At 43.2% G+C, this 22,636-nt stretch carries 20 protein-coding genes; 10 read left to right on the top strand and 10 right to left on the bottom strand.

Annotation, left to right across the window (positions count from 1 at the left end):
• Positions 1-453 precede the first annotated feature (453 nt).
• Positions 454-1,293, top strand: coding sequence for a penicillin-insensitive murein endopeptidase (gene mepA, locus ED652_RS19835; protein ID WP_122055902.1), 840 nt, complete (start codon positions 454-456; stop codon positions 1,291-1,293).
• A 275-nt stretch (positions 1,294-1,568) separates the two neighbouring features.
• Positions 1,569-1,877, top strand: coding sequence for a hypothetical protein (locus tag ED652_RS19830; RefSeq protein WP_122055901.1), 309 nt, complete (start codon positions 1,569-1,571; stop codon positions 1,875-1,877).
• A gap of 42 nt (positions 1,878-1,919) precedes the next feature.
• On the opposite strand, the gene ED652_RS19825 is transcribed toward ED652_RS19830, so the two are convergent.
• From ED652_RS19825 to rdgC, 3 genes are all read right to left on the bottom strand, one after another.
• Positions 1,920-2,174: a YfhL family 4Fe-4S dicluster ferredoxin gene (locus tag ED652_RS19825; protein ID WP_004735061.1), complete on the bottom strand. Its 255-nt coding sequence runs from the start codon at positions 2,172-2,174 to the stop codon at positions 1,920-1,922.
• Positions 2,175-2,206: 32 nt separating this feature from the next.
• Complete coding sequence (yegQ, locus tag ED652_RS19820; protein WP_122055900.1) at positions 2,207-3,625, bottom strand: tRNA 5-hydroxyuridine modification protein YegQ; 1,419 nt, start codon at positions 3,623-3,625, stop codon at positions 2,207-2,209.
• 205 nt (positions 3,626-3,830) lie between these two features.
• On the bottom strand, positions 3,831-4,745 hold the full coding sequence (rdgC, locus tag ED652_RS19815; RefSeq protein WP_122055899.1) for a recombination-associated protein RdgC: 915 nt from the start codon (positions 4,743-4,745) through the stop codon (positions 3,831-3,833).
• 193 nt (positions 4,746-4,938) lie between these two features.
• On the opposite strand from rdgC, the gene phoB reads away from it, so the two are divergent.
• Genes phoB through ED652_RS19800 form a run of 3 tightly spaced genes read left to right on the top strand, consistent with a single transcriptional unit; the run spans position 4,939 to position 7,934 of the window.
• Positions 4,939-5,628, top strand: a complete 690-nt coding sequence (phoB, locus tag ED652_RS19810) for a phosphate regulon transcriptional regulator PhoB (protein WP_004735064.1) — start codon at positions 4,939-4,941, stop codon at positions 5,626-5,628.
• A gap of 33 nt (positions 5,629-5,661) precedes the next feature.
• Positions 5,662-6,960, top strand: coding sequence for a phosphate regulon sensor histidine kinase PhoR (phoR, locus tag ED652_RS19805; protein WP_122055898.1), 1,299 nt, complete (start codon positions 5,662-5,664; stop codon positions 6,958-6,960).
• Positions 6,957-7,934 (top strand): PstS family phosphate ABC transporter substrate-binding protein, encoded by a 978-nt coding sequence (locus ED652_RS19800; protein WP_122055897.1) that lies wholly within the window; start codon positions 6,957-6,959, stop codon positions 7,932-7,934. The genes phoR and ED652_RS19800 overlap by 4 nt, the downstream gene beginning before the upstream one ends.
• Positions 7,935-7,998: 64 nt before the next feature.
• Here ED652_RS19800 and ppx read toward each other — a convergent pair whose 3' ends face one another.
• On the bottom strand, positions 7,999-9,510 hold the full coding sequence (ppx, locus tag ED652_RS19795; RefSeq protein ID WP_122055896.1) for an exopolyphosphatase: 1,512 nt from the start codon (positions 9,508-9,510) through the stop codon (positions 7,999-8,001).
• Positions 9,501-11,597, bottom strand: coding sequence for a polyphosphate kinase 1 (gene ppk1 / locus ED652_RS19790; RefSeq protein WP_122055895.1), 2,097 nt, complete (start codon positions 11,595-11,597; stop codon positions 9,501-9,503). Before ppk1 ends, ppx begins: the two co-directional genes overlap by 10 nt.
• A gap of 200 nt (positions 11,598-11,797) precedes the next feature.
• On the opposite strand from ppk1, the gene ED652_RS19785 reads away from it, so the two are divergent.
• From ED652_RS19785 to phoU, 4 genes are all read left to right on the top strand, one after another.
• Positions 11,798-14,014: an ABC transporter permease subunit gene (locus ED652_RS19785; protein ID WP_122055894.1), complete on the top strand. Its 2,217-nt coding sequence runs from the start codon at positions 11,798-11,800 to the stop codon at positions 14,012-14,014.
• A 110-nt stretch (positions 14,015-14,124) separates the two neighbouring features.
• Positions 14,125-15,834, top strand: coding sequence for a phosphate ABC transporter permease PstA (pstA, locus tag ED652_RS19780; RefSeq protein WP_122055893.1), 1,710 nt, complete (start codon positions 14,125-14,127; stop codon positions 15,832-15,834).
• The gene (gene pstB / locus ED652_RS19775) at positions 15,835-16,653 is read left to right on the top strand and encodes a phosphate ABC transporter ATP-binding protein PstB (protein WP_004735071.1); all 819 of its coding nucleotides are present in this window, start codon (positions 15,835-15,837) and stop codon (positions 16,651-16,653) included.
• Between the two features lie 75 nt (positions 16,654-16,728).
• Positions 16,729-17,427, top strand: coding sequence for a phosphate signaling complex protein PhoU (phoU, locus tag ED652_RS19770; RefSeq protein ID WP_004735072.1), 699 nt, complete (start codon positions 16,729-16,731; stop codon positions 17,425-17,427).
• Between the two features lie 9 nt (positions 17,428-17,436).
• Here the strand turns inward: phoU and ED652_RS19765 are convergent, their stop codons facing one another.
• From ED652_RS19765 to ED652_RS19745, 5 genes are all read right to left on the bottom strand, one after another.
• Positions 17,437-17,928, bottom strand: a complete 492-nt coding sequence (locus ED652_RS19765; protein WP_122055903.1) for a hypothetical protein — start codon at positions 17,926-17,928, stop codon at positions 17,437-17,439.
• Positions 17,929-18,053: 125 nt separating this feature from the next.
• The gene (locus tag ED652_RS19760) at positions 18,054-18,590 is read right to left on the bottom strand and encodes a porin family protein (protein WP_122055892.1); all 537 of its coding nucleotides are present in this window, start codon (positions 18,588-18,590) and stop codon (positions 18,054-18,056) included.
• 128 nt (positions 18,591-18,718) lie between these two features.
• Positions 18,719-19,648 carry a LysR family transcriptional regulator gene (locus ED652_RS19755; protein ID WP_017106495.1) on the bottom strand — a complete coding sequence of 310 codons (930 nt, stop codon included), beginning with the start codon at positions 19,646-19,648 and terminating at the stop codon, positions 18,719-18,721.
• A gap of 93 nt (positions 19,649-19,741) precedes the next feature.
• Complete coding sequence (locus ED652_RS19750) at positions 19,742-20,494, bottom strand: copper homeostasis protein CutC (protein ID WP_122055891.1); 753 nt, start codon at positions 20,492-20,494, stop codon at positions 19,742-19,744.
• 319 nt (positions 20,495-20,813) lie between these two features.
• Positions 20,814-21,422 (bottom strand): peroxiredoxin C, encoded by a 609-nt coding sequence (locus tag ED652_RS19745; protein ID WP_122055890.1) that lies wholly within the window; start codon positions 21,420-21,422, stop codon positions 20,814-20,816.
• A gap of 209 nt (positions 21,423-21,631) precedes the next feature.
• Between ED652_RS19745 and ED652_RS19740 the strand changes: the two genes are divergently transcribed.
• A complete protein-coding gene (locus ED652_RS19740; RefSeq protein WP_004735078.1) occupies positions 21,632-22,537 on the top strand; it encodes a hydrogen peroxide-inducible genes activator in 906 nt (301 codons plus the stop codon).
• Positions 22,538-22,636 lie beyond the last annotated feature (99 nt).

Genomic DNA, 22,636 nt, shown 5'->3' with positions numbered 1-22,636 from the left:
TTTTCTGCAAGAGTTCGATGGTCTCAATTAGATCATATTTTTACTTGAATTGGTATAACGAAGCTCTTCTGCTACAAATTATCTCAACATCGCTAGTCGTTAGTTCAGTTTTAAACAACCTATGTCGTTGCATGAATATATTAAGGCTCTAGTCGAAAGATTGGAGCCTTTTTATTTTCTGCTCGCTTCTGCAATTTTCTTTTTAAGACGATGAATTAACGCTGTTAATCGTCAAGTGCAGTGGCTGACCGTTATACGAAATTCAAACATCAGTGATAAGTTTGAGATCTTTACGTCTCTTCGGTTAGCTAGCTAATAGTAGCGATGAAAGTTCACTGATAAGACGCGTGCTTGTTATTTTCATTTAATGCCCCGAAAAACTTACTACTTATACGCCCCAATTATTTAATGACAGCTAGTATAAATACTAAAGACAAATTATTTAGGATCGTTATGAGGTTACTTTGCGCTGTGGCTACTGTGTTATGTTCATTCGTAGCTATTGCAACGCCTTGGGAAAAGGCTAAGAGCCCGACAATCAACTCAACATCATCTATTGGCAGTTATGCTAATGGCTGTCTAGACGGTGCACAGGCTTTGCCTATCAACGGGGAGGGCTATCAAGTTATTCGCCCTCAGCGAGAACGCTACTATGGCCATACCGAGGCCATTCAGTTTATTGAAAGGTTAGGTGTGACTGCGAGCGAACAACTCAACACTAACTTATTAGTTGGCGATATTTCGCTACCTCGAGGTGGACGCTTCTCATCTGGTCATTCAAGCCACCAGACTGGGTTGGATATTGATATATGGTTAAGGCTCACTGATGAGAGACTTTCCGAAAATGAACTCGCTGTTCCTAAGCCAATAAGCGTTGTCGACCTTACTAATTACAAACTGCGTAAATCAAATTGGAACGATGACCATTTTCAAGTTATTCGCTATGCAGCCAAAGATCAAAAAGTGGTACGTATTTTCGTCCATCCTGTTATTAAACAAACTCTTTGTGACCAAGAAAGCTCTGATGCCAATGAGAGAGCTTGGTTAGGAAAAATCAGACCTTGGTGGGGACATCATTCTCATTTTCATGTTCGTTTAAAATGTCCTAAAGGTAGTTCTAACTGCATCGCTCAAGCAAACCCGCCAAAAGGTGATGGTTGTGGAGATGAACTTGCCAGTTGGGCTCCGCAGACCATTCCAGTGCCTCCACCTAAAAAAGTAGTTAAAAGTAAGAAAAAAAAGAAAGTTAAAGTGATGCCGAGTCAGTGTTTGGCCTTGATATCAGATAAGTAATCGTACTTGTCGAGGCTCCTTACAGTGGTAATGCCACTGACTTTCTCGTCTCTGAAACTGGAGAAATGTCACACTTTTGTCTAGAGTTTATAAACACGTAATTAAGAACATCGTTTGATATCAGAACAAACGAATAACGACAATAGCAAATACAACGATGAATTTGATAATGCTTAGTCAGGGATGGCGTGTTTTTGGGTGAAAGATGCGGCTTATGTGCAGTATATGAAAATCAGAGTCTGATACCCGTCTATAAAAATTCCAAGGATAAGACAATGACTATGATTTGCGCGAGGGAATTCTCTAAATGGTTAAGACATAGATTCAGTAGTGAAAATGTCGGTATTTCAATTTCTAGAGAAGATATAAATCACCTAACAGGTCGACAGCGATTAGACCCTAGCTTTGTGAATGATGTTCATTATGAACTGATGCAGCATGGAATGGCGTTTGTCACTGATACCAGTCGGGAGAGCTTTTATCTAGTACCGGTATCTCAAGCGAAAAACTGGCGAGAACAACTCGAATATCAATTTGAGAAAGAGATGTTTTGCAACATATACCCCATTGAAAAATCGGGTTAAAAAAAAGGTTCAACTTGATGATTAAGTTGAACCTTTTTTCTTTTAGGTCAAGCCTTGAATGATGACAAACTTTTCTAATAATTCGTCATCAGTTTCAATATGGTTTGGGTCAGTGATTATGCATTTTGTAATGGGACACACTGACTGACATGTTGGCTTCTCATAGTGACCTTTACACTCAGTACATAAATCAGGATCGATTTCGAAGATACTGTCACCCATAGTTATTGCACCATTTGGGCATTCTGGGTCACACATATCGCAGTTTATGCACTTGTCAGTTATTAACAGAGCCATTGCTTTCTTCTCAGTAGAGTTTCTAGGTAAAGTTATTTACCTGAAGCGTTACGTGTATCTTGGCCTGCGCTCAAGTTACGCATTAACAAACCAAATTCTAGGTCAAGATCAGCAGGGACTGGAATAAAGACAAAGTGACCGTTACCTTTTGCGTCTTCTACTGGTTGAGATTTACGGTTCTCCATAACTTCTAATTTGAAAATGATATTACCTTTTGGTGTCATCATTTCTAAGCTATCGCCAACTAGGAATTTGTTCTTAACTTCGACTTCTGCTAAGTCACCACGGCGATTACCAGTGAATTCACCAACAAATTGTTGAGTATCAGAGATAGAGTAACCGTACTCGTAGTTTTGGTATGTGTCGTGAGTGTGACGACGCAAGAAACCTTCAGTGTAGCCACGGTGAGCTAGGCTCTCTAGCGTACCCATAAGGCTCTCATCAAATGGTTTGCCTGCAACAGCGTCGTCGATAGCTTTACGGTAAACCTGTGCTGTACGTGCACAGTAGTAGAAAGACTTAGTACGGCCTTCAATCTTCAATGAGTGAACACCCATCTTAGTTAAGCGCTCAACGTGTTGGATTGCGCGAAGGTCTTTCGAGTTCATGATGTAAGTACCATGCTCATCTTCAAACGCTGCCATTTTCTCTTCTGGTTTGTGTGACTCAGAAAGTAAAACGACTTCATCCGTTGGTTTACCAAGGCCTAGTGTGTTGTCTGGGCGCTCGTCTTGAACTTCAATACCCTGAGTTTCTACTTCTTGAATAGAAACACCTGTTGGGTTTGCTTCAACGATCTGACCGTTTTCGTCTTCTTTCGCAGCTTCGGTTTTGTATTCCCAACGGCAAGCGTTAGTGCAAGTACCTTGGTTCGGGTCACGTTTATTCATGTAACCTGAAAGTAGGCAACGGCCCGAGTAAGCCATGCATAGAGCACCGTGAACAAAGATCTCTAATTCAGTCTCTGGGCAGTGCTCGTGAATCTCTTCGATCTCTTCAAGTGATAGTTCACGAGACAGAATTACACGCTCAACGCCTTGGGTTGACCAGAATTTAACGGTTGCCCAGTTTACTGCATTTGCTTGAACTGAAAGGTGGATCGGCATTTCAGGGAACGATTCACGTACCATCATGATAAGACCAGGATCTGACATGATAAGAGCATCAGGGCCCATCTCAACAACTGGCTTAAGGTCGCGAATGAATGTTTTTAATTTAGAGTTGTGTGGCTGAATGTTACATACAACATATAACTTTTTGCCTTGAGCATGAGCTTCATCGATACCGATTTGTAGGTTTTCGTGATTGAACTCGTTGTTACGAACACGAAGGCTGTAACGTGGCTGGCCAGCGTAAACTGCATCTGCGCCGTAGGCGAATGCGTAACGCATGTTTTTAAGGCTTCCTGCCGGTGATAATAGTTCAGGTACAAATGGTTTTTGTGTAGTCATTGCTTCGTTCTCTAATCTGATCTCAAGTCAGGTTGATACCACCAAGTGATATCAAAGGGGCGCAAATTTTACGCTAAAATGAGTTTGGTTGATAGCCCTAAAGATAACAATGGTATTGCGAAGAGTGTTGTTAGGTGTTGATAAGCGGGGTGGAGAAGAAAACAAGCTCAGATATCGTCGACACCTGAGCTCTAAATCGGAACAATTAAGCGTTAGGTTGAGTTAACCCGCCTAATGATTCAAATAAGTTTGGTAGGAAAACACTGAATTCACCACATAGCAGTGAGAAATCTGCATCAAAACGAGCAGCTTGATCTTCGCGAGGAATGTCGTCGTTTTCGTCTTTTAGTTCATCACTGAATTTAAGGCGTTTGATGCTGCCATCTTCTGCAATAATGAACTCAATGCGATCTTGCCAGTTGATCAGAAGCTTAGTCACAACTTTGTTGGCTTCGATGTGGTTTTTAATCTCATCTGCTTCTAGTTCTTGTTTCTTAACTCGAACAATACCGCCGTCTTCTTGGATTGATTTAAGCTCAGCTTCATCGAGCATGGTGATACCTTTAGGCGTATCACCTGACTTAACCCATTCAGTTAACGTTGTTTCAATCGCTTGCTCGGGAATAGCTGGCACTACTGGCAAGCTACCCATTGTTTTACGTAGTAATGCTAGTACGTCTTCTGCTTTTTTGTAGCTGCTAGCATCAACAACAATAAAGCCTTCTTTCGGCATTATCAGTGCGTAAGTGAAGTTACTGCGGCTGAAAGCACGAGGAAGAAGATCGATGATGATGTCTTCTTTTAGGCTGTCTTTCTCTTTCTTTTTCAGAGGAGTACCAGACTCTGCCTCAAGCGTTTCTACTTTTGCATTCAATGAATCTTTGATCACAGAAGCTGGAAGCATTTTCTCTTCTTTCTTTGCACAGATGAGAATGCGGTTTTCTGATACGTGCGTCATCATATCGCCGTGTCTACCCATCGCGTTTACCCAACCAAACTTCTGTTTGTCTTGGCTACCACAAGGGGTAAAACGGAACTCTTCAAGTTGTTTCTCTAGCTGATCTGCGTTGAAGTCTATATCACGATTAAAGCGATAGACGAGGCAATTCTTAAACCACATAAATATTTCTCATACCTTTATCTGAAGACGCTCATCATAGGAGATTTCGATCCATTTGTCTTATACCTGCAATAAAAATTAAAAGTGAAATGTTTGAGACAGTTATATGAAAATTTGTTTTCAAAGGTCACAAAAGTGTCATAATTAAACCAGATAATGCAATGCGTTGATTAAATACTAAGGCTATTCAATTATGTCGAGAAGGATTCTGGTCGTTGAAGATGAAGCACCTATTCGTGAGATGCTGTGTTTTGTACTTGAACAAAAAGGCTACCAAGCAGTAGAGGCTGAAGATTACGATACAGCGGTAAACAAGCTATGTGAACCTTTCCCAGATCTAGTATTACTAGATTGGATGCTACCTGGTGGTAGCGGGATAAACTTTATCAAGCACATGAAGCGTGAAGAGTTAACTCGCAACATCCCAGTGGTGATGCTGACGGCTCGTGGCGAAGAAGAAGATAAGGTGCGTGGTTTAGAAGTGGGTGCTGACGACTACATTACCAAACCATTTTCGCCAAAAGAGTTGGTCGCTCGTCTGAAAGCGGTTATCCGCCGTGTAACGCCTACTGCACTAGAAGATGTGATTGATGTACAAGGTCTTAAGTTAGACCCAGTATCTCATCGTGTTACCGCAAGTGAAGGTCCAGTTGATATGGGACCAACCGAGTTCAAAATGCTGCATTTCTTTATGACTCACCAAGAGCGAGTATATAGCCGAGAGCAACTGCTAAATAACGTTTGGGGTACCAACGTTTACGTTGAAGATCGCACTGTTGATGTACATATTCGACGTTTACGCAAAGCACTTGAATCTGCTGGTCATGACAAATTAATTCAAACGGTTCGCGGCGCAGGCTACCGTTTTTCTACAAAGGCTTAATGTGGCTTCACTGCCCAGTTTATGGAGTCCTGAATGGTTGAGAAGTTAACCTGGAAGAAGCTAGCTTGGGAGCTGGCTTTTTTTTACGCACCTTGGATTATAGTCGGATGGATATTCGGTTATTTACCTTGGTTATTGCTGGCTGCAACAGTATTACAGTTAGCATGGCATCTACACTATCAAATGCGCTTGTCTGCTTGGTTGTGGGATGAAAAGCGGTTAACACCCCCTTCAGGTTCTGGAAACTGGGAGTCTCTGTTTAACGGTATCTATCGTATGCAGCAGAGACAGCGTCGTAAGCGCAAAGAATTGACCAACCTTATCCGCCGTTTCCGAAATGGTGCTGAATCCCTTCCCGATGCCGTTGTGGTGTTTCGCGGTGAAGGCAATATTGTTTGGTGTAACAAGCTTGCTCAGTATTTACTGGGTTTTCGCTGGCCTGACGATTCAGGACAACCGATTTCTAACTTGATCCGCACGCCGGACTTCATCAAGTACCTTAATAAACAAGATTTCTCAGAGCCGCTAGAGATGCCTTCGCCACTTAATGTGGAGCGCATGCTTGAGCTTCGTATCGTACCGTATACCGAGGGCGAACACCTCATGGTAGTACGTGATGTTACTCAGCTAAAACAGCTAGAAGGCATGCGTCGTAACTTTTTCGCTAACGTTTCTCACGAGCTACGCACTCCAATGACCGTACTTCAGGGCTATCTTGAAATGACGGAAGATCCAGACATGGTCGTTGGGCCTATGTGGACTAAGGCTCATGGTGTGATGACTGAGCAATTGAATCGCATGAACAGTTTGGTCAATCAGCTTCTTACTCTTTCTAAGATAGAAGCGGCGCCAATGCATGAATTGGATGAAGTGGTTAACGTTCCGGCGATGTTGGAAGTTCTTGAAAAAGAAGCCGCTAGTCTCAGTGGAGAGCGAGAACACAAGCTGGAATTTGATATCGATAAGAGTTTACGCGTATTAGCGGATGAAGATCAGCTGAGAAGTGCAATATCGAATCTGGTTTACAATGCAGTGAAATACACGCCGCCTGGTGCGACCGTAAAGGTTCGTTGGTACCAAACCAGTCAAGGCGCGTGTTTGGATGTGTCAGACACTGGAGACGGTATTGAACCACAACACTTGCATCGACTTACCGAGCGTTTCTATCGTGTTGATAAAGCACGCTCACGCGATACTGGGGGCAGTGGCCTAGGATTAGCGATTGTGAAACATGCGTTGAGTCATCATGATTCACATTTAGAAATTCAAAGTGAAGTGGGGGTTGGTAGCCGATTCCATTTCACGCTGCCTAGCCGATTGACAGTGTCATGAGTTCTTTAATACGCAGGATGCGTTTCCCCATCAGTTCATTATTAGCATTAGCTTTGGTTACCCCTGTTCATGCCGAGCAAGGTGTCGATTCTCTTCCTGATTATTCTAAGGTTCCGGGTATTTCTGGCAGCTTGTTGTCTGTCGGTTCGGATACTTTAGCGGGAATGACTACGTTATGGGTTGAAGAGTTTAAGTCTTACTACCCGAACGTGAATGCTCAAGTTCAGGCTTCTGGTTCATCCACTGCACCTCCTGCATTAACGGAAGGTACTGCTCACCTTGGGCCTATGAGTCGTCCAATGCGCCTACGAGAAGTGGAAGCGTTCGAAAGGGAGCATGGCTATAAGCCGACGGCGCTTCGAGTTGCTATCGATGCGATTGGTCTTTTTGTGCATCGTGATAATCCTATCGAGGGGCTTAATTTTCGCGAAATTGACAGCATATTTTCAGAGACATTGCGCTGTGGCGCGACTAAGCCGCTAAACAATTGGCAAGATTTAGGTATCAACCAGCTGTGGGCAAAACATAGATTCCAACTGTTCGGTCGTAATTCCGTTTCGGGAACCTATGGCTACTTCAAACAAAACGCATTATGCAGTGGCGACTTCAAGAACCGAGTCAATGAACAGCCAGGATCTGCGTCGGTTGTACAGTCGGTCGCTTCATCAATCAGCGGGATAGGGTACTCAGGTATTGGTTATCGAGTGGCTGGTGTAAAGTTAATTCCTATTGCCGAGCATGGTTTTGATTACGTAGAGCCTACTCGAGCGAATATTTTAAGTGGAGATTACCCTCTATCGCGCTTTCTCTATGTGTATGTGAATAAACACCCGGATAAACCGCTTTCTCCTGTAGAGAGAGAGTTCCTCACTTTTGTATTCTCGAAGCAAGGACAAGAACTGGTAGAGAAAGATGGCTATTTAGCGATACCGCCTGAGTTCGCAGAGCAAGAACTGGCAAAAGTCGGGCTATGATCCAGATACAAAATATGTAGAAACAGCTTGCTAAGTCGCAGGCTGTTTTTGTTTTGACTGTTCGTTATTCTACCTTTAACGACCATCCAGCATTTTGCCAACGTTGTTGTTCTTCTTTGAGTTCATATTCAAGCAGTTGGTTTTGGGCCAACCAATCGCTGTTAGATCCTTTCAATTCCCAGTTATCCTGTTGTTCAATCGTTAGAGTCACGTCTGGGGCTAGTGCTTGATTTCGCTGACGATTGAGCAAGATAGCGAGTCTTAATATGCGAATTAGTAGCGTTATTTGTTGTGGAGAAAATAGAGACAGTTCCGGCAAGTCTTGTCGCTTAATCGCTTTTCTTTGGTGGCGAACCAATGTTGAGATAAGACGTTGTTGCTCAGTATTGAAACCGGGCATTGTCGTGTGCTTAAGCAGATAAGCCGAATGGCGGTGATAGCCTTGGAATGCGATGCTTTGTCCTACCTCATGAAGTAGTGCAGCCCAACCAACTAGATCATCCAGCTCATTAGTGACCATAGTCGTTACTTGAGGCTGCACTTGTTTCAGTAATGCAAGGGAGAGTTCTTTGACTTTCTGGCCATGAGCTACGTCAACATGGTATCGAGAGACGAGCGTTTCGGCGGTTCTTGTTCGAACATCAATATCTTTAAATCTATCCTCCATGTCATAAAGAACGCCTTCTCTCAGGGCGCCATCAGAAAAATGTAACTCCTTTATGTCTAGCGTATCCATAGCTGCTGAAAGAATGGTGACGCCAGCAGCAAACACTGGCTTTCTCTCATCACTTAAACCTGAAAGGTCTAAGGTTTTGGATGATGAAAACTCACATAAGTGATTCTTCAAATAGGACAGACGTTGCGGCGTAATGAGACCATCGGTAAAGCCTAAACCAATGAGTACCTCTTTTATTGATTTAGCCGTCCCTGATGAGCCAAAGGCGATTTCCCAAGGGGCCTTTGTGTATTCTTCAATCAATGGCATCAATAGACGAGTAGCTGCGGTATAAGCATCTGAGAAGTGTTGTGGGGTTAGCTCTCCGTCAGCAAAGAAGCGTTGAGTGAAGTTGACGCATCCCATAGGTAAACTGCGCATAATTAGGGGCGTAAAGCCTTGCCCTGCGACGAGTTCCGTACTCCCTCCACCGATATCAATAACCAATTTAGATTCAGAAGCGGTTTGAGTGTGTTCTACACCGTTATAGATTATTCGAGCTTCTTCTTGACCGGAAATGATCTCTATTGGAAAAGGAAACAGTGGTTTGGTTTGCTCTAAGAAATCTTTAGCGTTTTTGGCCTTTCTTAGGGTATGAGTCGCGACGACTCTGACATCATCAAGTTCAAAATCCGCTAGTCGCTCTGCGAACACTTTAAGGCACTCTAACCCTCGCTCGATAGCGCTGTCGGATAGGAAGTTATGTTCATCTAATCCATCGCCTAATCTCACTTTCTGTTTGTGTCTGCTGACTAATTGCAGGTGTTGATCGAATACTCGGGCAACCACCATATGGAAGCTGTTCGAACCCAAGTCGATAGCGGCAATACATCGAGAATGTTTGTTATCAATTAGCGGCATGATTTCTTCTCTTGTTTGTACTTCTTGCGAGCAAGTTTCTCCATACGTTTAATATAGTGGTAAGTGGAGAGTTGTGACGTCGGGTAATCGAGTGGTTTTGCTGGTGGTTGTATGTAAGGGTTGCTCATCGATTGTTCTAGCACTCGAGCTTTGTTGCTGTCATCGAAATGAAACTCGGTGATATCGATAATGGTTTGCTTGATCTTTGGATCTAAAATTGGAGTGGCGACTTCGATCCTATGATCGAAGTTTCGTGTCATCCAGTCGGCAGAGGATATATAGACTTTTGGATTACCAGCGTTACCAAAGATCATCACTCTTGGGTGTTCGAGAAAACGATCGACCACACTAACAATCTCAATCTGCTCACTGATATTGGAGACTCCCGGTACGAGAGAGCACATACCACGAATGACCATTCTCACCGTTACATTGGCTTGGCTGGCCTGATAGAGCTTCTCAATGATCTCTCGGTCGACCAAATTGTTGAGTTTTAGAGTGATGCTTGCAGGCTTGTTCTCTATCGCGTTTTGTATCTCATTATCTATCAACTGATACAGGCGTTTTCTTGTATTCTTTGGTGACACAATCAGTTGTTTGAACTGTGATTTTTGATAAGGGTTTTCAATATACTTAAAGACTTGTCTCACCTCTTGGGTCAAATCTTCATTCGCAGTGAGCAGAGAGAAATCGGTATACACGCGCGCTGTTACTTCATGAAAGTTACCGGTGCCAATATGAGCGTAATGCGCCGTATGCTTGCCTTCTTTCCGTTTAATGAGCAGCAGCTTGGAGTGGATTTTCAAACTTGGGATGCCATGGATGACTTTGATACCGGCTTCTTGAAGTTTCTTGGTCCATTGAATATTGGCTTGCTCATCAAAGCGGGCTTGCAGCTCAACGACGACAGTTACTTTTTTACCATTGTGTGCCGCATCGATGATCGAGCTAAGGAGTTTTGAGCCTTCTGCAACACGGTAAACGTTTATTTTTATGGAGGTTACCTTCGGGTCAAAGGAAGCCTGCCTCACGAGTTCAGTAATGTGATTAAAGGTGTGATAAGGGTAATGCAACAAGATGTCACGAGCTTTGATCGCTTCGAAATAGTTTGGGTAATGGCTGAAATGCGCGCACTTAATCGCGGGTAGTGGACGATTAACTAAATCACGTCGATTAAGGCTTGGGAACTCAGAGAAGTGTTTGAAGTTATGGTAGCGACCACCCGCAATGACACTGTCATAGTCAGACAGCTTAAGTCTGACTTGTAAGAAACTGAGCATTTCAGCGGGCATTTCTGACTCATAGATAAGGCGTATCGGTAGTGCCGTTAAGCGCTGTTCTAAACCCAGCGACATAGATTCTAGTAGGCTATTTTCATTGCTCTCTTGAAGGTCATAATCGGCATCACGCGTCATTTTTATAGCAAAGCAACGCACGGAGTCATATTCAAAGAATCCTTTAAGCAAGTCATCTAAACAAAATCGAACTATATTATCTAATAAGATCAAAGTCGTACGTTGTGAACCCGAAGTGTCTGGTAACTTAACAAATCGAGGGAGAGCTTCAGATGGGATTTCGAGTAACACATATTGAGAAGACGTCTCTTGCTCAATGTCGATGGCCAAGTAGCTTTGTTCATCTTTCATAATATTGAGTAACTGGCTATCTTCGTTCAAGAGAAACGGAGTTAAATGTGGAAGCACTTTTTTCTTAAAGTACTTTTTGATCCACTCACTTTGCTCTTCGCTGATTTGCTGTTCGTTGACCAGAAAAATACGATTGCGCGCCAGTTCCAATAGTAAGTCGCTATACAATTCATGGAATCGAGCATCGAGCTTACTTGCTTTGCTCTGCATTTGAGTTAGCAGGGTTTTCTGCGAGTTGGCAGGTAATTGAGGATTTTGAAGTAAGATCTTTCGTTTCACATCAGCAAATCGGACTTTGTAAAACTCATCGAGGTTTTTCGAGTAAATACCTAAAAAACGAACTCTTTCGATTAAGGGAACTGATTTGTCGGCCGCTTCTTGGAGTACTCTTTCGTTGAAGGATAACCAGCTAAGTTCTTTTGTGACATAGTCTTTTTCCATCGAGATGATAATCCTTGAGTACTGGCTATAGAGCTGATTACTTTAATTTAGAATGACAAAATTCACAAAATCTATGATCTTACTTTAAGAAATGTGGTCAACAAACTTGTTATTAGTTTCAGTTGTTTAACGTAACTTGTAATATAATTGTCATCTAACGTACATATTATGTCAGTAGCTAAAAAAAGGTAGATAAACAGATGGCTTCAGCCCAATTTTCATTGAAAGAGCGCGACAAAAAAAGATGGTTGAAAGATCGTCTCGTCCGTTTTTCGGTGACATGCGGTGCAGTCAGTGTTCTAGCTGCTCTGGTGCTGATCTTTGTTTACTTGGCGATGGTCATTTTACCGGTATTTTCTGATACTGGTTTAGAGACAGACCAAGCCGTGAAGACCGTTGCGGTAGAAAAGCCTATCGCCTTATCCGTAGATGAATACGGTCAGCATGCGTTTACTATCGAAAAATCCGGTTTGGTTCAGTTTTGGGATTTAGAGTCTCAAAATACACATTCTTACTTTGAGCGTAATGTTTTAGCTAACCCCATCGCTTTTTCTCGAAATACCCCATCTGAAAACTGGTTTGCCTTTGCCGATAGCGCAAGCAACCTTACCTTTTTCTACCCTGAGTATAGTGCGCCCGTGCTGCAAAAGGGCAGTGAAGCCGAACCTAAAATTGAGCAAATCGATCTCCCTGAACCGTTTTTAAATGATGAATCATCAAACGGAGCAACAATCGAAAAATTCGCGTTCTCTAAGAATGGACGTGGTATCACGGTTGCCGCTCAGCTAAGCGACCAACGAGTCTTAGTGAAGTGGTACCAAAGTGATGTTACGGGTCAGTATGTTTTTCAGAAGAGACAATGGTTGTCGGATAAGTTGGGTTTACAGCAACAGTTGTTAGTCACACCTGATGGTCAAACCTTATATCTCCGAGCACAATCGGATTTAGTGGTATTGAAGTTATCCGATAGCGGCTTCAATGTTCGTGAAGTGATTGATCTTAGTTTGAATGATGCGAAGCACTCGGTGAAAAGTATCGATTTACTGTCTGGAGCTTATTCATTGTTGGTTACGCATGAGGACGGACAGGTTTCTCAGTGGTTCGATGTACTCAAAGATGAAAAGCGTAGCCTGACCCATATTCGAGACTTCCAACTTGCTGAACAAGTGCAATTTATCCTGCCCGATACTTATAGGAAGGGTTTTTATAGTTTCTATAAGAATGGCACATTACAAAGCCACTATACGACCAGTGAAAAGCTGTCGCTGTTCGAGCGCGCATTTGATAAGTCACCACAATTAGCGGCTATGTCTGCCAATGAACTGCATTTGGCTACGCTAATTGATGGCACCATCAGTGTGGCTAAAGTCGATAACGAATATCCGCAAATATCATTCTCATCGCTTTGGCAAAAAGTCTGGTACGAAAGCTACCCAGAGCCACAATACGTTTGGCAATCAACGTCGGCGAACGATGACTTTGAAGAGAAATTCAGTTTAGTACCTATCACGTTTGGTACCATCAAGGCCGCTCTGTTTGCGATGATGTTTGCCGTGCCGGTTGCTGTGCTCGGAGCTATTTACACCGCATACTTTATGTCTCCAAGAATGAGAAGAGTTGTGAAGCCGTCGATAGAACTGATGGAAGCTCTTCCGACCGTTATCATAGGGTTCTTGGCTGGGCTTTGGTTTGCTCCAATTGTCGAAACGCATTTAACGGCCGTCTTCTCATTAATGGTGTTATTACCACTGAGTACACTGCTGACTGGACTTGTTTGGTTCTGTTTACCGAAGATGGTGACGAGCCGCTTCGCTAATGGTTGGCACGCCTTGATATTGATTCCGGTATTGATGATTACTGTGGTTGCTGTATTTGCTGGTGGAAACAGCATTGAAGCCTTGTTGTTTGGTGGTGATATTCGTACTTTCTTGGCTAGCTACGGCATCGACTTTGACCAACGTAATGCGCTGGTGGTTGGCTTCGCTATGGGCTTCGCTGTCATCCCTACCATTTTCACGATTGCAGAAGACGCTATTTTCTCTGTGCCAAAACATTTATCCGATGGCTCACTGGCTTTGGGAGCGACGGCGTGGCAGACACTTATTTATGTGGTGTTATTAACGGCTAGCCCAGGTATCTTTTCAGCGGTCATGATGGGACTAGGGAGAGCGGTTGGCGAAACCATGATTGTCTTGATGGCGACAGGTAACACCCCAATTCTTGACTGGAATATTTTGGAAGGGATGAGAACGTTATCGGCAACGATTGCTGTTGAATTACCAGAATCTGAGGTGGGCGGTTCTCATTTCCGCTTGCTGTTCTTGGCTGCACTCTTGTTGTTTATCTTTACATTCGCGGTGAACTCAGTGGCTGAGTGGGTTAGACAAAGACTGAGAGATAAATATCGTGCGCTGTAGTTTTAAAGGTTCACCTCAATCTCTATCATTGGCTGTTAGTTGCTTGATTAGCGTATCTCACGAACTTGGCTCTTTCTTGGGTTCAGCTCGTCAGAGCAAGGTCGTTCATGATGAATAAACTGAAGTCATTATTGTCTTGGATTAAATCAGGCTCTCCGTGGATTTGGCTTACGGGCGGTGCGGTGAGCATCAGTATGCTCTCTGTTCTTGGCCTAATGCTGTTGATTGGCTGGAAGGGTTTAACGTATTTTTGGCCAGCTCCTTTGTATCAATGGCAAGTCGACTCCAAAGACTTGTCGTTAGTGGTCGATCTTGACGAAACGGTATCAAAGCAAGATGTATTGATTGGTCAGTTATATGAACGTAAATACATCCCGATAGAGCAAGTGCCACAAGCCCACGACCTCTTGTCACCTCAAAATTTGTCGACTGGGCTAATCCAACGCTTAAGTATCAAAGTCGCCAATAGAGAGCTTTACCCAGCCGATTTTGTCTCAATTTTGGATGTTAACTTACGCGAGCCAACAACGCCGTCTGAATGGGCGGTGATCGAGCGAAGTCGTGGGGGGTATTTCTTTGGCAAACCGGTAGGGTTTAAAACGGCTTCGGGTTCTTATCAAACCAATATCGACCAGAAACTTGAGGATGGCTTGGCGTTTGCAGACACGCTAAGAGAAGAAACGTCACGTGTTGTGAACCAAGAAATACGCAATATCAGTTGGCAGTTGGAAAACTTGCGTTTAGAAAAGCGTAAGCTTGAACTCAATGAATCAGTGAGCGATGAATACCTTAAAACTTATACCCAAACTAAGCTGAAATTAAACGGCCAACTTGATGAAGCAGAAGTAAAGCTAGAGCACCTCAGAACACAACTGAACGTGGAAAGCTTGCTGGTGGAAGATATGACAGGTGAGCGAGTTGAAATACCGCTCAGTCATATTCTTGATTATTGGTATCCCAACAAGATGTCCTATCCAGATAAAGTTGGGCATTGGGGCAAGCAAGTTTGGAAGTTTTTATCTGAAAACCCACGAGACTCAAACTCTGAAGGTGGTGTGTTCCCTGCGATTTTCGGTACCGTGTTGCTTGTGATCTTGATGTCAATCGTAGTGATGCCACTTGGTGTTGTTGCTGCTATTTATCTCCATGAATATGCAAAAAACAACGCACTGACACGTTTGATCCGTATTGCTGTAATTAACTTAGCGGGTGTACCGTCGATTGTCTATGGCGTATTCGGCTTAGGTTTCTTTGTGTATACCATCGGTGGTTCTATCGATTCTTTGTTTTATGCAGAGCGATTGCCAGCTCCGACATTTGGTACTCCAGGCCTGTTATGGTCCGCATTGACCTTAGCGGTATTAACATTACCTGTTGTTATTGTCACAACGGAAGAAGGCTTAACGCGTATCCCTAGCTCGGTAAGACATGGTTCATTGGCGCTTGGCGCCACTCAATTTGAGACGCTTTGGCGCATTGTTTTACCAATGGCGAGCCCTGCGATTATCACGGGGTTGATATTGGCAATCGCGAGAGCTGCGGGGGAAGTGGCTCCATTAATGCTGGTGGGTGTTGTGAAGCTAGCATCAAGCCTGCCTGTAGATGGTCAGTTCCCATATCTACACTTAGAGAGAAAGTTCATGCACTTAGGCTTCCATATCTACGATGTTGGTTTTCAAACATCTAATATCGAAGCAGCGCGCCCTTTAGTGTATGCGACTTCATTTTTATTGGTTACGGTTATCGTTGGACTGAATTTAACAGCCATCAATATCCGTAATAACTTGCGTGAAAAATACCGAACCTTAGGACAAGATTAGATGTTCTCGATTAATGAAACCTTGGGTTACCAAGCACCACTTGATGTTCACAACCTGAAGGATGAGCAAATTGCTATCTCGATTGAAGGGCTGAATCTTTATTATAAAGAGAGCCAAGCACTTGATGATATTTCAATGCAGATCCCCAAAGGTCAGGTGACGGCTTTTATCGGTCCATCAGGGTGCGGTAAGTCGACCCTTTTGCGCTGCATTAATCGCATGAATGATCTTGTTGAAGGCTGTAAGGTTTCAGGAAAAGTGAAGCTTCATGGCAAGAACGTCTATCACCCTAAGGTGGATGTCGCGACTTTACGACGTCGTGTCGGCATGGTGTTTCAACGCCCGAATCCTTTCCCTAAATCCATCTATGAGAATGTGGTTTATGGATTGAGGCTGCAAGGTGTGAGCAACAGCCGAGATCTTGATGATGCAGTTGAACGCTCTCTACGCGCTGCTGCGCTATGGGATGAAGTGAAAGACCGTTTGCATGAGAACGCTTTTGGTTTATCGGGTGGTCAACAGCAGCGTTTGGTTATCGCTCGAGCGGTTGCCATCGAACCTGAAGTGTTGTTATTGGATGAGCCAACATCGGCACTCGATCCGATTTCGACATTGACGATTGAAGAGTTGATCAACGAACTTAAGACTCAATACACAGTTGTGATTGTTACTCATAACATGCAACAAGCGGCACGAGTGAGTGACCATACTGCCTTCATCCATATGGGTAAGTTGATCGAGTACTCAGATACTGATTCTATATTTACTTCGCCATTGAAAAATCAAACGGAAGACTACATTACAGGTAGGTACGGCTAACGTTTAAGTTCGCGCCATCTAGAGCTAAGTCACTCTGAAATAAATGACTTTATTCATTTCTTTTAAGGAGCTGACATGCATTTTGGTCGCCACATCTCAGGACAGTTTAATGTCGAATTAGAATCTATCCGTACACACGTATTAACTATGGGTGGATTGGTAGAGCAGCAGTTGTCATTTGCGATGCAAGCGCTTCATAAAGATGACGCGGAACTGGCCAAAAAAGTAATTCGTGACGACCATAAAGTGAATGCGATGGAAGTTTCAATCGATGAAGCATGTACTCGTATTATCGCGAAGCGTCAGCCGACAGCCAAGGATCTGCGTTTGATTATGGCGATCATCAAAACCATTACTGATCTAGAACGTATTGGCGATGTGGCTTCTAAAATCGCACAGGGTGCGATTGAGATCCCTTCAACGAAAGAGCAAAAATTTCACGTCTCGTTAGAACCACTGTGTCGTCAGGCTATCACTATGCTGCATCAAGTATTAGATGCGTTTGCTCGTATGGATGTAGATGCGGCGGCAGAAGTACATAAACTTGATGATAAGCTGGATGCGGAATATGAAGCTGTGATTCGTCAGTTGATGACGTACATGATGGAAGATCCTAAGAACATCCCCAACATCCTGCAAGTGATGTGGTCAGCCCGCGCGATTGAGCGAGTGGGCGATCGTTGCCAAAATATCTGTGAATACATTATTTACTTTGTGAAGGGGAAAGATGTACGCCACCTTGGTGATCAAAGCCTAGATGACGCACTGAAGTAGGTATTAACTTTAGAAGCGAATTATTGCACCAAGGTTAAGGTTGATTGTTGTGTCGTAAGGCACGAAGGTCTTATTGTGATCAAAAATATTCATATCAACACCAGCTCGTAGTCCAAGCACTGGTGTTGCTTGGTAAACGTAGGCTCCACCAAGACTTAATCCATGTGCTGTCTTCTCTTCAACTTCGCCATTGCGCGTCTTTGTTCCGTCATAACTCGCTACACCAATCTCCGCTTGAAAGCCGTGGTTCTGATTTCTTCCGAACATATTTTGAATACCAACGCGGTACGCATCGACAGTCTCATCGTATCGATCGCTGTCATACCAGAGGTGAGAATAGCTCAGGTAAACTGCGCCTAGATTCGCCACATCAGTAATGCCTGCTTGCATTCCAAAGCCATGATAAGAACCAATCTTTAGTTCAGGAGATAAGTGAAGACCACTTGAAAATGCAGAGGTTGAGAATAAAGCCGAAGCTAAAAGAAGTGTTTTAAATTTCATAGTACCACCTAGGTAACCTATTGCTTTCCTTAGCATTAAATATGTTCCGTACATCTTTTGAATTGAAGGCGCTTTTTTGAGCAAGAGATTCAGGCTTATCACGGTAGAGTGATAAGCCTTACTATTTAGAATTTATAACCGACAGTTATCGAAGTCTGGTTTAAATCATAGTGATCTAGAATCACAACTTGATAGCGAAGATCGGTATATAGGCCATTCGAAAAATCGGCTCTTACTCCGGTACCAACAAGAAGGGAGGTTTCTGTTTCTTTAATTGAAATGGATTCGACAGTGACTTTATCCGTGACATAGCCAAGACCAATTGCACCGTATGGTTTAATGTTGAATCCATTTAAGAAAAAGGCATAACCGATATCAGCATCCATTGTAAGTGTGCTTACTTCTGATTTGATAGAAGCACCCATAAAGTTGTCTTTTTCGCTATTGGTTTCATATGAGACATTAAGACCGATGATCCGGTTAAAGTCATAGCCATACTCAACTTTTAGCCCAGAGCCAAGATCTGTGGAGTGATAATCAGAACTAACCTCTTCATATTCCCCTGTTGAGACACCTAGGCCCAATCGGTGACCTTGGTAGTTATCTTGTGCAAATGCAGTGCTGACAGATGTTAGTGCGATAATCGCGGCAAGTAATTTCATGACACTCTCAATAAAACAAATATTGAGCATCCTTACTATGTTCAATATTGACTCCGTGTCGATGGAGTAGATATTAAACAGTTCATAATTTTTATACTAAGTAGCTATTTTTATATCACTGATAAGTTTTACTTATTATTCTGAGCCAATAGAGCTCGCTGTATGATATCAAACAGCCAGTTGGTTAAAGGTGAGTTTCGATTCTTAGCGTGCAAATAACTATAGACCGGAGTCTTCAGCGTTTTTCCGTCGACTGAGACATCTATCCCGCGTAATGTCGGATAGTTTTCTACTGGGAAAAGGTTGGAATGGGGCATGTACATATCAGTATGTTGAATGACGTCGATCAGAGCCATGACCAACTCACTGCGAAAACCGATACTATGCTCGATGGAGAGGTCAGTTAAAATCTGAGACGCCAAGCTAAAATTGTCATTCCAACCTGGTGTTACTAATGATGCGATTTCGTACCCTGCCATGTCATATGGAGTTATGGTGTCTTGCTTTAAAGGGTGATCTTTCCTAACAAATATACGTCCTGTTAATTCAATGAGCTGCCTTGTATAGACTTCTTTACTTGTCTTTTCCCCTAAATAGCTCACTCCCATCAAAACCTCATCTTTTTGTATATCTGAGACAGACGAGTTTGACCATGGAACAAGCTTTAATTTAGCGTTTGGAGCTTGTGCTCTTATATCTTTAAAAAGTGAGCCAGACAGACAAGAAAGCACCACTGGAGATAGGGCGATTTTCAACGTGTAATCAATCTCTTTCGGGTCAAAAGCGTTCGATGTATTAATCGCGATAGATAGACCGTCCATGAACGGTTTGATTTGATTAGTGAGCTGCTCTGAAAATGCCGTAGGTTGTAAGCCTCCATGAACCTTTACGAAAAGGTCATCGTTGAAGTGATGTCTTAGCTTTTGTAAGGCTTGGCTAACCGCTGGCTGAGAAACGAATAAACGTTCCGCAGCCTTTCTGGTGTTTTTTTCTTGATAAACAATAAGAAATGTTCTTAACAGGTTTAAATCAAGAGAGCTGAATAAGTCTTTAGCCATATCTGTCCATGAAAGGTTTACTGCGTTATTAAATCTAATATACGTCAGTCAGTTAGATTAGTCAGCGTGGTTCTCTTCGATTTTTGTTAGCGACTATTGTCCTAAAGCGGTGAGGGCAGCTCTTACATCGGATATCTTATTCGCATCAGTCACGGGGATCTGATAATCATCAATATCATCACTGCCCATTTGAGCACTTGAGTTGCTTTCCATTAGGCTCGGTCTTGTCGATTTACCTGAAAGGTGAAGTGCAGGTACTTGGGTGGTGCTTTGAATCATTTTCGCATTCGTTGCGTTGACGCCAGCCCCTGCCATGATGTCGACTCTACTATCGGCCTGTTTAACCATATCTGCGAGCACATTGATGCCTCGCTCTGCATTAACAGCAAGCCCCGACGTTAGGATCCTTTCACATCCAAGTGCGATGACCTGTTCTAAGGCTGTTTGGTAATCAGAGCTTTGATCAATGGCTCTGTGAAACGTAATCCCAAGCTTTAATAAGTGCGCTTTGTCAGCCAGTTGCTGCATTTTTGGCATATCAATACTTCCATTAGGCGCTAACACGCCAAGTACGACCCCATTCAATCCTGCACTTGCACAAGCTTCAATATCTTCAAGCATACAGAGCATATCGTCATTATCGAAAATGAAGTCGCCCTGTCTTGGTCGTATCATAGCGTAGACAGGAACGGACGAAATTTTTGCCGCTTGCTTCATCATACCGAAGCTAGGAGTTAATCCGCCAAGTGCTAGTGAGGAGCAAAGCTCAATTCGATTTGCGCCGCCAGAAAGCGCGTTGTGTAGAGATTCTAAGTTATCGATACAGACTTCAATTTCGATGTTCATCATGTTTATCCGTTTAAAAAGATACTGATGAAATCATAGCAACCTAGATACGGATATGAATAGGTGGTAGCAGAGGAAAATAGGGGTAAAGTTTGTTTTTGTAACTACCTCAATTAACTGATACTGAGGGAGCTTAGGGGAAATGAAAGACCGTCGAATAGATATGAAAAAAGCCCGAAGCGTTAACTTCGGGCTTTTAATAGGACTTTACTTCTTAACTGATTAGCGGTGCGCTTTGCGCTATTAGCTTATGCTTTATTTCTCTTTATAGAGAGTCTTCCAACCATTAACCCGCGTTGAGTTCGGGCTTAAGAGGTAGTTACTTGCTTAGGTCGCCAGCGTGCTCAGATAGGAATGCTGCAACACCTTGTGGAGATGCGTCCATACCTGATTTACCTTCTTCCCATTGTGCAGGACAAACTTCACCGTTCTTCTCGTGGAAGTTTAGTGCGTCTACCATGCGTAGCATTTCGTCGATGTTACGACCTAGTGGAAGATCGTTAACTACTTGGTGACGTACAAGGCCGTCAGCGTCGATTAGGAAAGAACCACGGAAAGCAACGCCTGCTTCTGGGTGCTCAACATCGTATGCTTTGCAGATCTCGTGCTTAACGTCAGCAATTAGAGGGTATTTAACTTGACCGATACCGCCATCAGCGATAGCAGTGTTACGCCATGCGTTGTGAGAGAATTGTGAATCGATAGAAACACCGATTACTTCAACGCCTTTAGCTTGGAAATCTTCTAGACGGTTGTCGAAAGCGATTAGCTCTGAAGGACAAACGAAAGTGAAGTCTAGTGGGTAGAAGAAAACTACAGCTTTCTTACCTTTAGTGAATTCTGCGAAGTTGAAGTTATCAACGATCTCACCGTTACCTAGAACAGCTGCTGCAGTAAAGTCAGGGGCTTGACGACCTACTAGTACCATTTGGAATCTCCTAAAAAATTAGTTGGCCCAACACATCTTTGTTTGGGCTCCGTTTCTACGGGACAAACTATAGTACAATCGGTACTATAGAAAAAAGCGAATTAAATAGATTAAGTTAATCGAAAAAAGCGATGAGCTTAATCTTTGCCCAGTCCTTAGGTCTGCTGACCTTTACGTAACTTATCCTACTCATATTACAAAGTAATTTCATGAATAAATGGCCAAGTCTTAAGCAGCTTCACTATCTTGTTACCCTTCACGAAACTCGTCACTTTAGTGATGCAGCCGATCGCTGTTTTGTGAGTCAATCTACGCTAAGTAAAGGCATTCAAAACCTTGAAGAGCTGATTGGTTGTCCTCTTTATGAGAAGAAAGATAAAAAGAGCCCACTCGTTTTCACTCAAGCGGGAGAGCTGGTGGTCAAGCATGGTCGAGAGTTGTTGGCGAAGGGGCAAGACTTGGTTGAACTTGGAAACCTATGTAATGGTGATGCGATGCAAGGGCAGTTGCGAGTAGGGTGTATTCCTACCATTGCGCCATTCCTTCTGTGTGATTTGGTTCAAGAAGCCAACCATCGTTTTCCACAGTTGAACTTACTGTTACGTGAAGATACTACAACTAACTTATTGGCTGCATTACGTCATGGTGAGTTAGATGTATTGATTCTGGCTCTGCCTGTCGATATCGATAACATGGAGAGTAAAGTTGTTGGGCAAGATCCTTTTAGAATGGTGATCAGTCGTAATCAAGCAGATGGCATTCGTGTCCCTATTAAATATGATGACTTGCCAGACGAGTCTGTATTTTTGCTGGAGAACGAACACTGCTTAACCGAGCACGCGGTATCAGCTTGTAAGTTAACCGACAAAGAGAAGATAAACCCATTTACCGCGACAAGTCTACACACATTGGTGCAAATGGTGGCCAATGGTTTAGGAACCACCTTTATTCCTCAGATGGCGATTGACCACGGTTTATTGGAAAACCAGAATCTCGTTGTGATCGATCCTCCTGGTCAGCAAGCGTACCGAGATATCGGCCTTGTATGGCGACCAAGCTCATCTCGTCTAGAGACATTCCATCAGTTAGCGGATGTGGTGTCTGAGCTGCTTTAAAGAGGTTGTCTTTACTGATGGACTACTTATTATTTTATTGACTCCTCAAAACCACCGCCTAGGGCGGTGGTGATTGTTCCTTGAGGCTATAGCCTGAAG

Origin of the sequence: Vibrio sp. Evd11, from assembly GCF_900382755.1 — a bacterium.
GTDB lineage: Bacteria > Pseudomonadota > Gammaproteobacteria > Enterobacterales > Vibrionaceae > Vibrio > Vibrio lentus.
The sequence above is the reverse complement of the archived record's forward strand: the minus strand, read 5'-3'. Positions and strand labels throughout refer to the sequence as shown.

Excerpts from the sequence above, each read along its gene's own strand:
- ED652_RS19825 (WP_004735061.1), bottom strand. The coding sequence starts at position 2,174 with ATGGCTCTGTTAATAACTGACAAGTGCATAAACTGCGATATGTGTGAC.
- ED652_RS19830 (WP_122055901.1), top strand. The coding sequence starts at position 1,569 with ATGACTATGATTTGCGCGAGGGAATTCTCTAAATGGTTAAGACATAGA.
- ED652_RS19760 (WP_122055892.1), bottom strand. The coding sequence starts at position 18,590 with ATGAAATTACTTGCCGCGATTATCGCACTAACATCTGTCAGCACTGCA.
- phoU (WP_004735072.1), top strand. The coding sequence starts at position 16,729 with ATGCATTTTGGTCGCCACATCTCAGGACAGTTTAATGTCGAATTAGAA.
- ED652_RS19750 (WP_122055891.1), bottom strand. The coding sequence starts at position 20,494 with ATGAACATCGAAATTGAAGTCTGTATCGATAACTTAGAATCTCTACAC.
- ED652_RS19785 (WP_122055894.1), top strand. The coding sequence starts at position 11,798 with ATGGCTTCAGCCCAATTTTCATTGAAAGAGCGCGACAAAAAAAGATGG.
- pstB (WP_004735071.1), top strand. The coding sequence starts at position 15,835 with ATGTTCTCGATTAATGAAACCTTGGGTTACCAAGCACCACTTGATGTT.
- ED652_RS19755 (WP_017106495.1), bottom strand. The coding sequence starts at position 19,648 with ATGGCTAAAGACTTATTCAGCTCTCTTGATTTAAACCTGTTAAGAACA.
- rdgC (WP_122055899.1), bottom strand. The coding sequence starts at position 4,745 with ATGTGGTTTAAGAATTGCCTCGTCTATCGCTTTAATCGTGATATAGAC.
- ED652_RS19745 (WP_122055890.1), bottom strand. The coding sequence starts at position 21,422 with ATGGTACTAGTAGGTCGTCAAGCCCCTGACTTTACTGCAGCAGCTGTT.
- ED652_RS19765 (WP_122055903.1), bottom strand. The coding sequence starts at position 17,928 with ATGAAATTTAAAACACTTCTTTTAGCTTCGGCTTTATTCTCAACCTCT.
- pstA (WP_122055893.1), top strand. The coding sequence starts at position 14,125 with ATGAATAAACTGAAGTCATTATTGTCTTGGATTAAATCAGGCTCTCCG.
- yegQ (WP_122055900.1), bottom strand. The coding sequence starts at position 3,625 with ATGACTACACAAAAACCATTTGTACCTGAACTATTATCACCGGCAGGA.
- ppk1 (WP_122055895.1), bottom strand. The coding sequence starts at position 11,597 with ATGGAAAAAGACTATGTCACAAAAGAACTTAGCTGGTTATCCTTCAAC.
- mepA (WP_122055902.1), top strand. The coding sequence starts at position 454 with ATGAGGTTACTTTGCGCTGTGGCTACTGTGTTATGTTCATTCGTAGCT.
- ppx (WP_122055896.1), bottom strand. The coding sequence starts at position 9,510 with ATGCCGCTAATTGATAACAAACATTCTCGATGTATTGCCGCTATCGAC.
- phoR (WP_122055898.1), top strand. The coding sequence starts at position 5,662 with ATGGTTGAGAAGTTAACCTGGAAGAAGCTAGCTTGGGAGCTGGCTTTT.
- phoB (WP_004735064.1), top strand. The coding sequence starts at position 4,939 with ATGTCGAGAAGGATTCTGGTCGTTGAAGATGAAGCACCTATTCGTGAG.
- ED652_RS19800 (WP_122055897.1), top strand. The coding sequence starts at position 6,957 with ATGAGTTCTTTAATACGCAGGATGCGTTTCCCCATCAGTTCATTATTA.
- ED652_RS19740 (WP_004735078.1), top strand. The coding sequence starts at position 21,632 with ATGAATAAATGGCCAAGTCTTAAGCAGCTTCACTATCTTGTTACCCTT.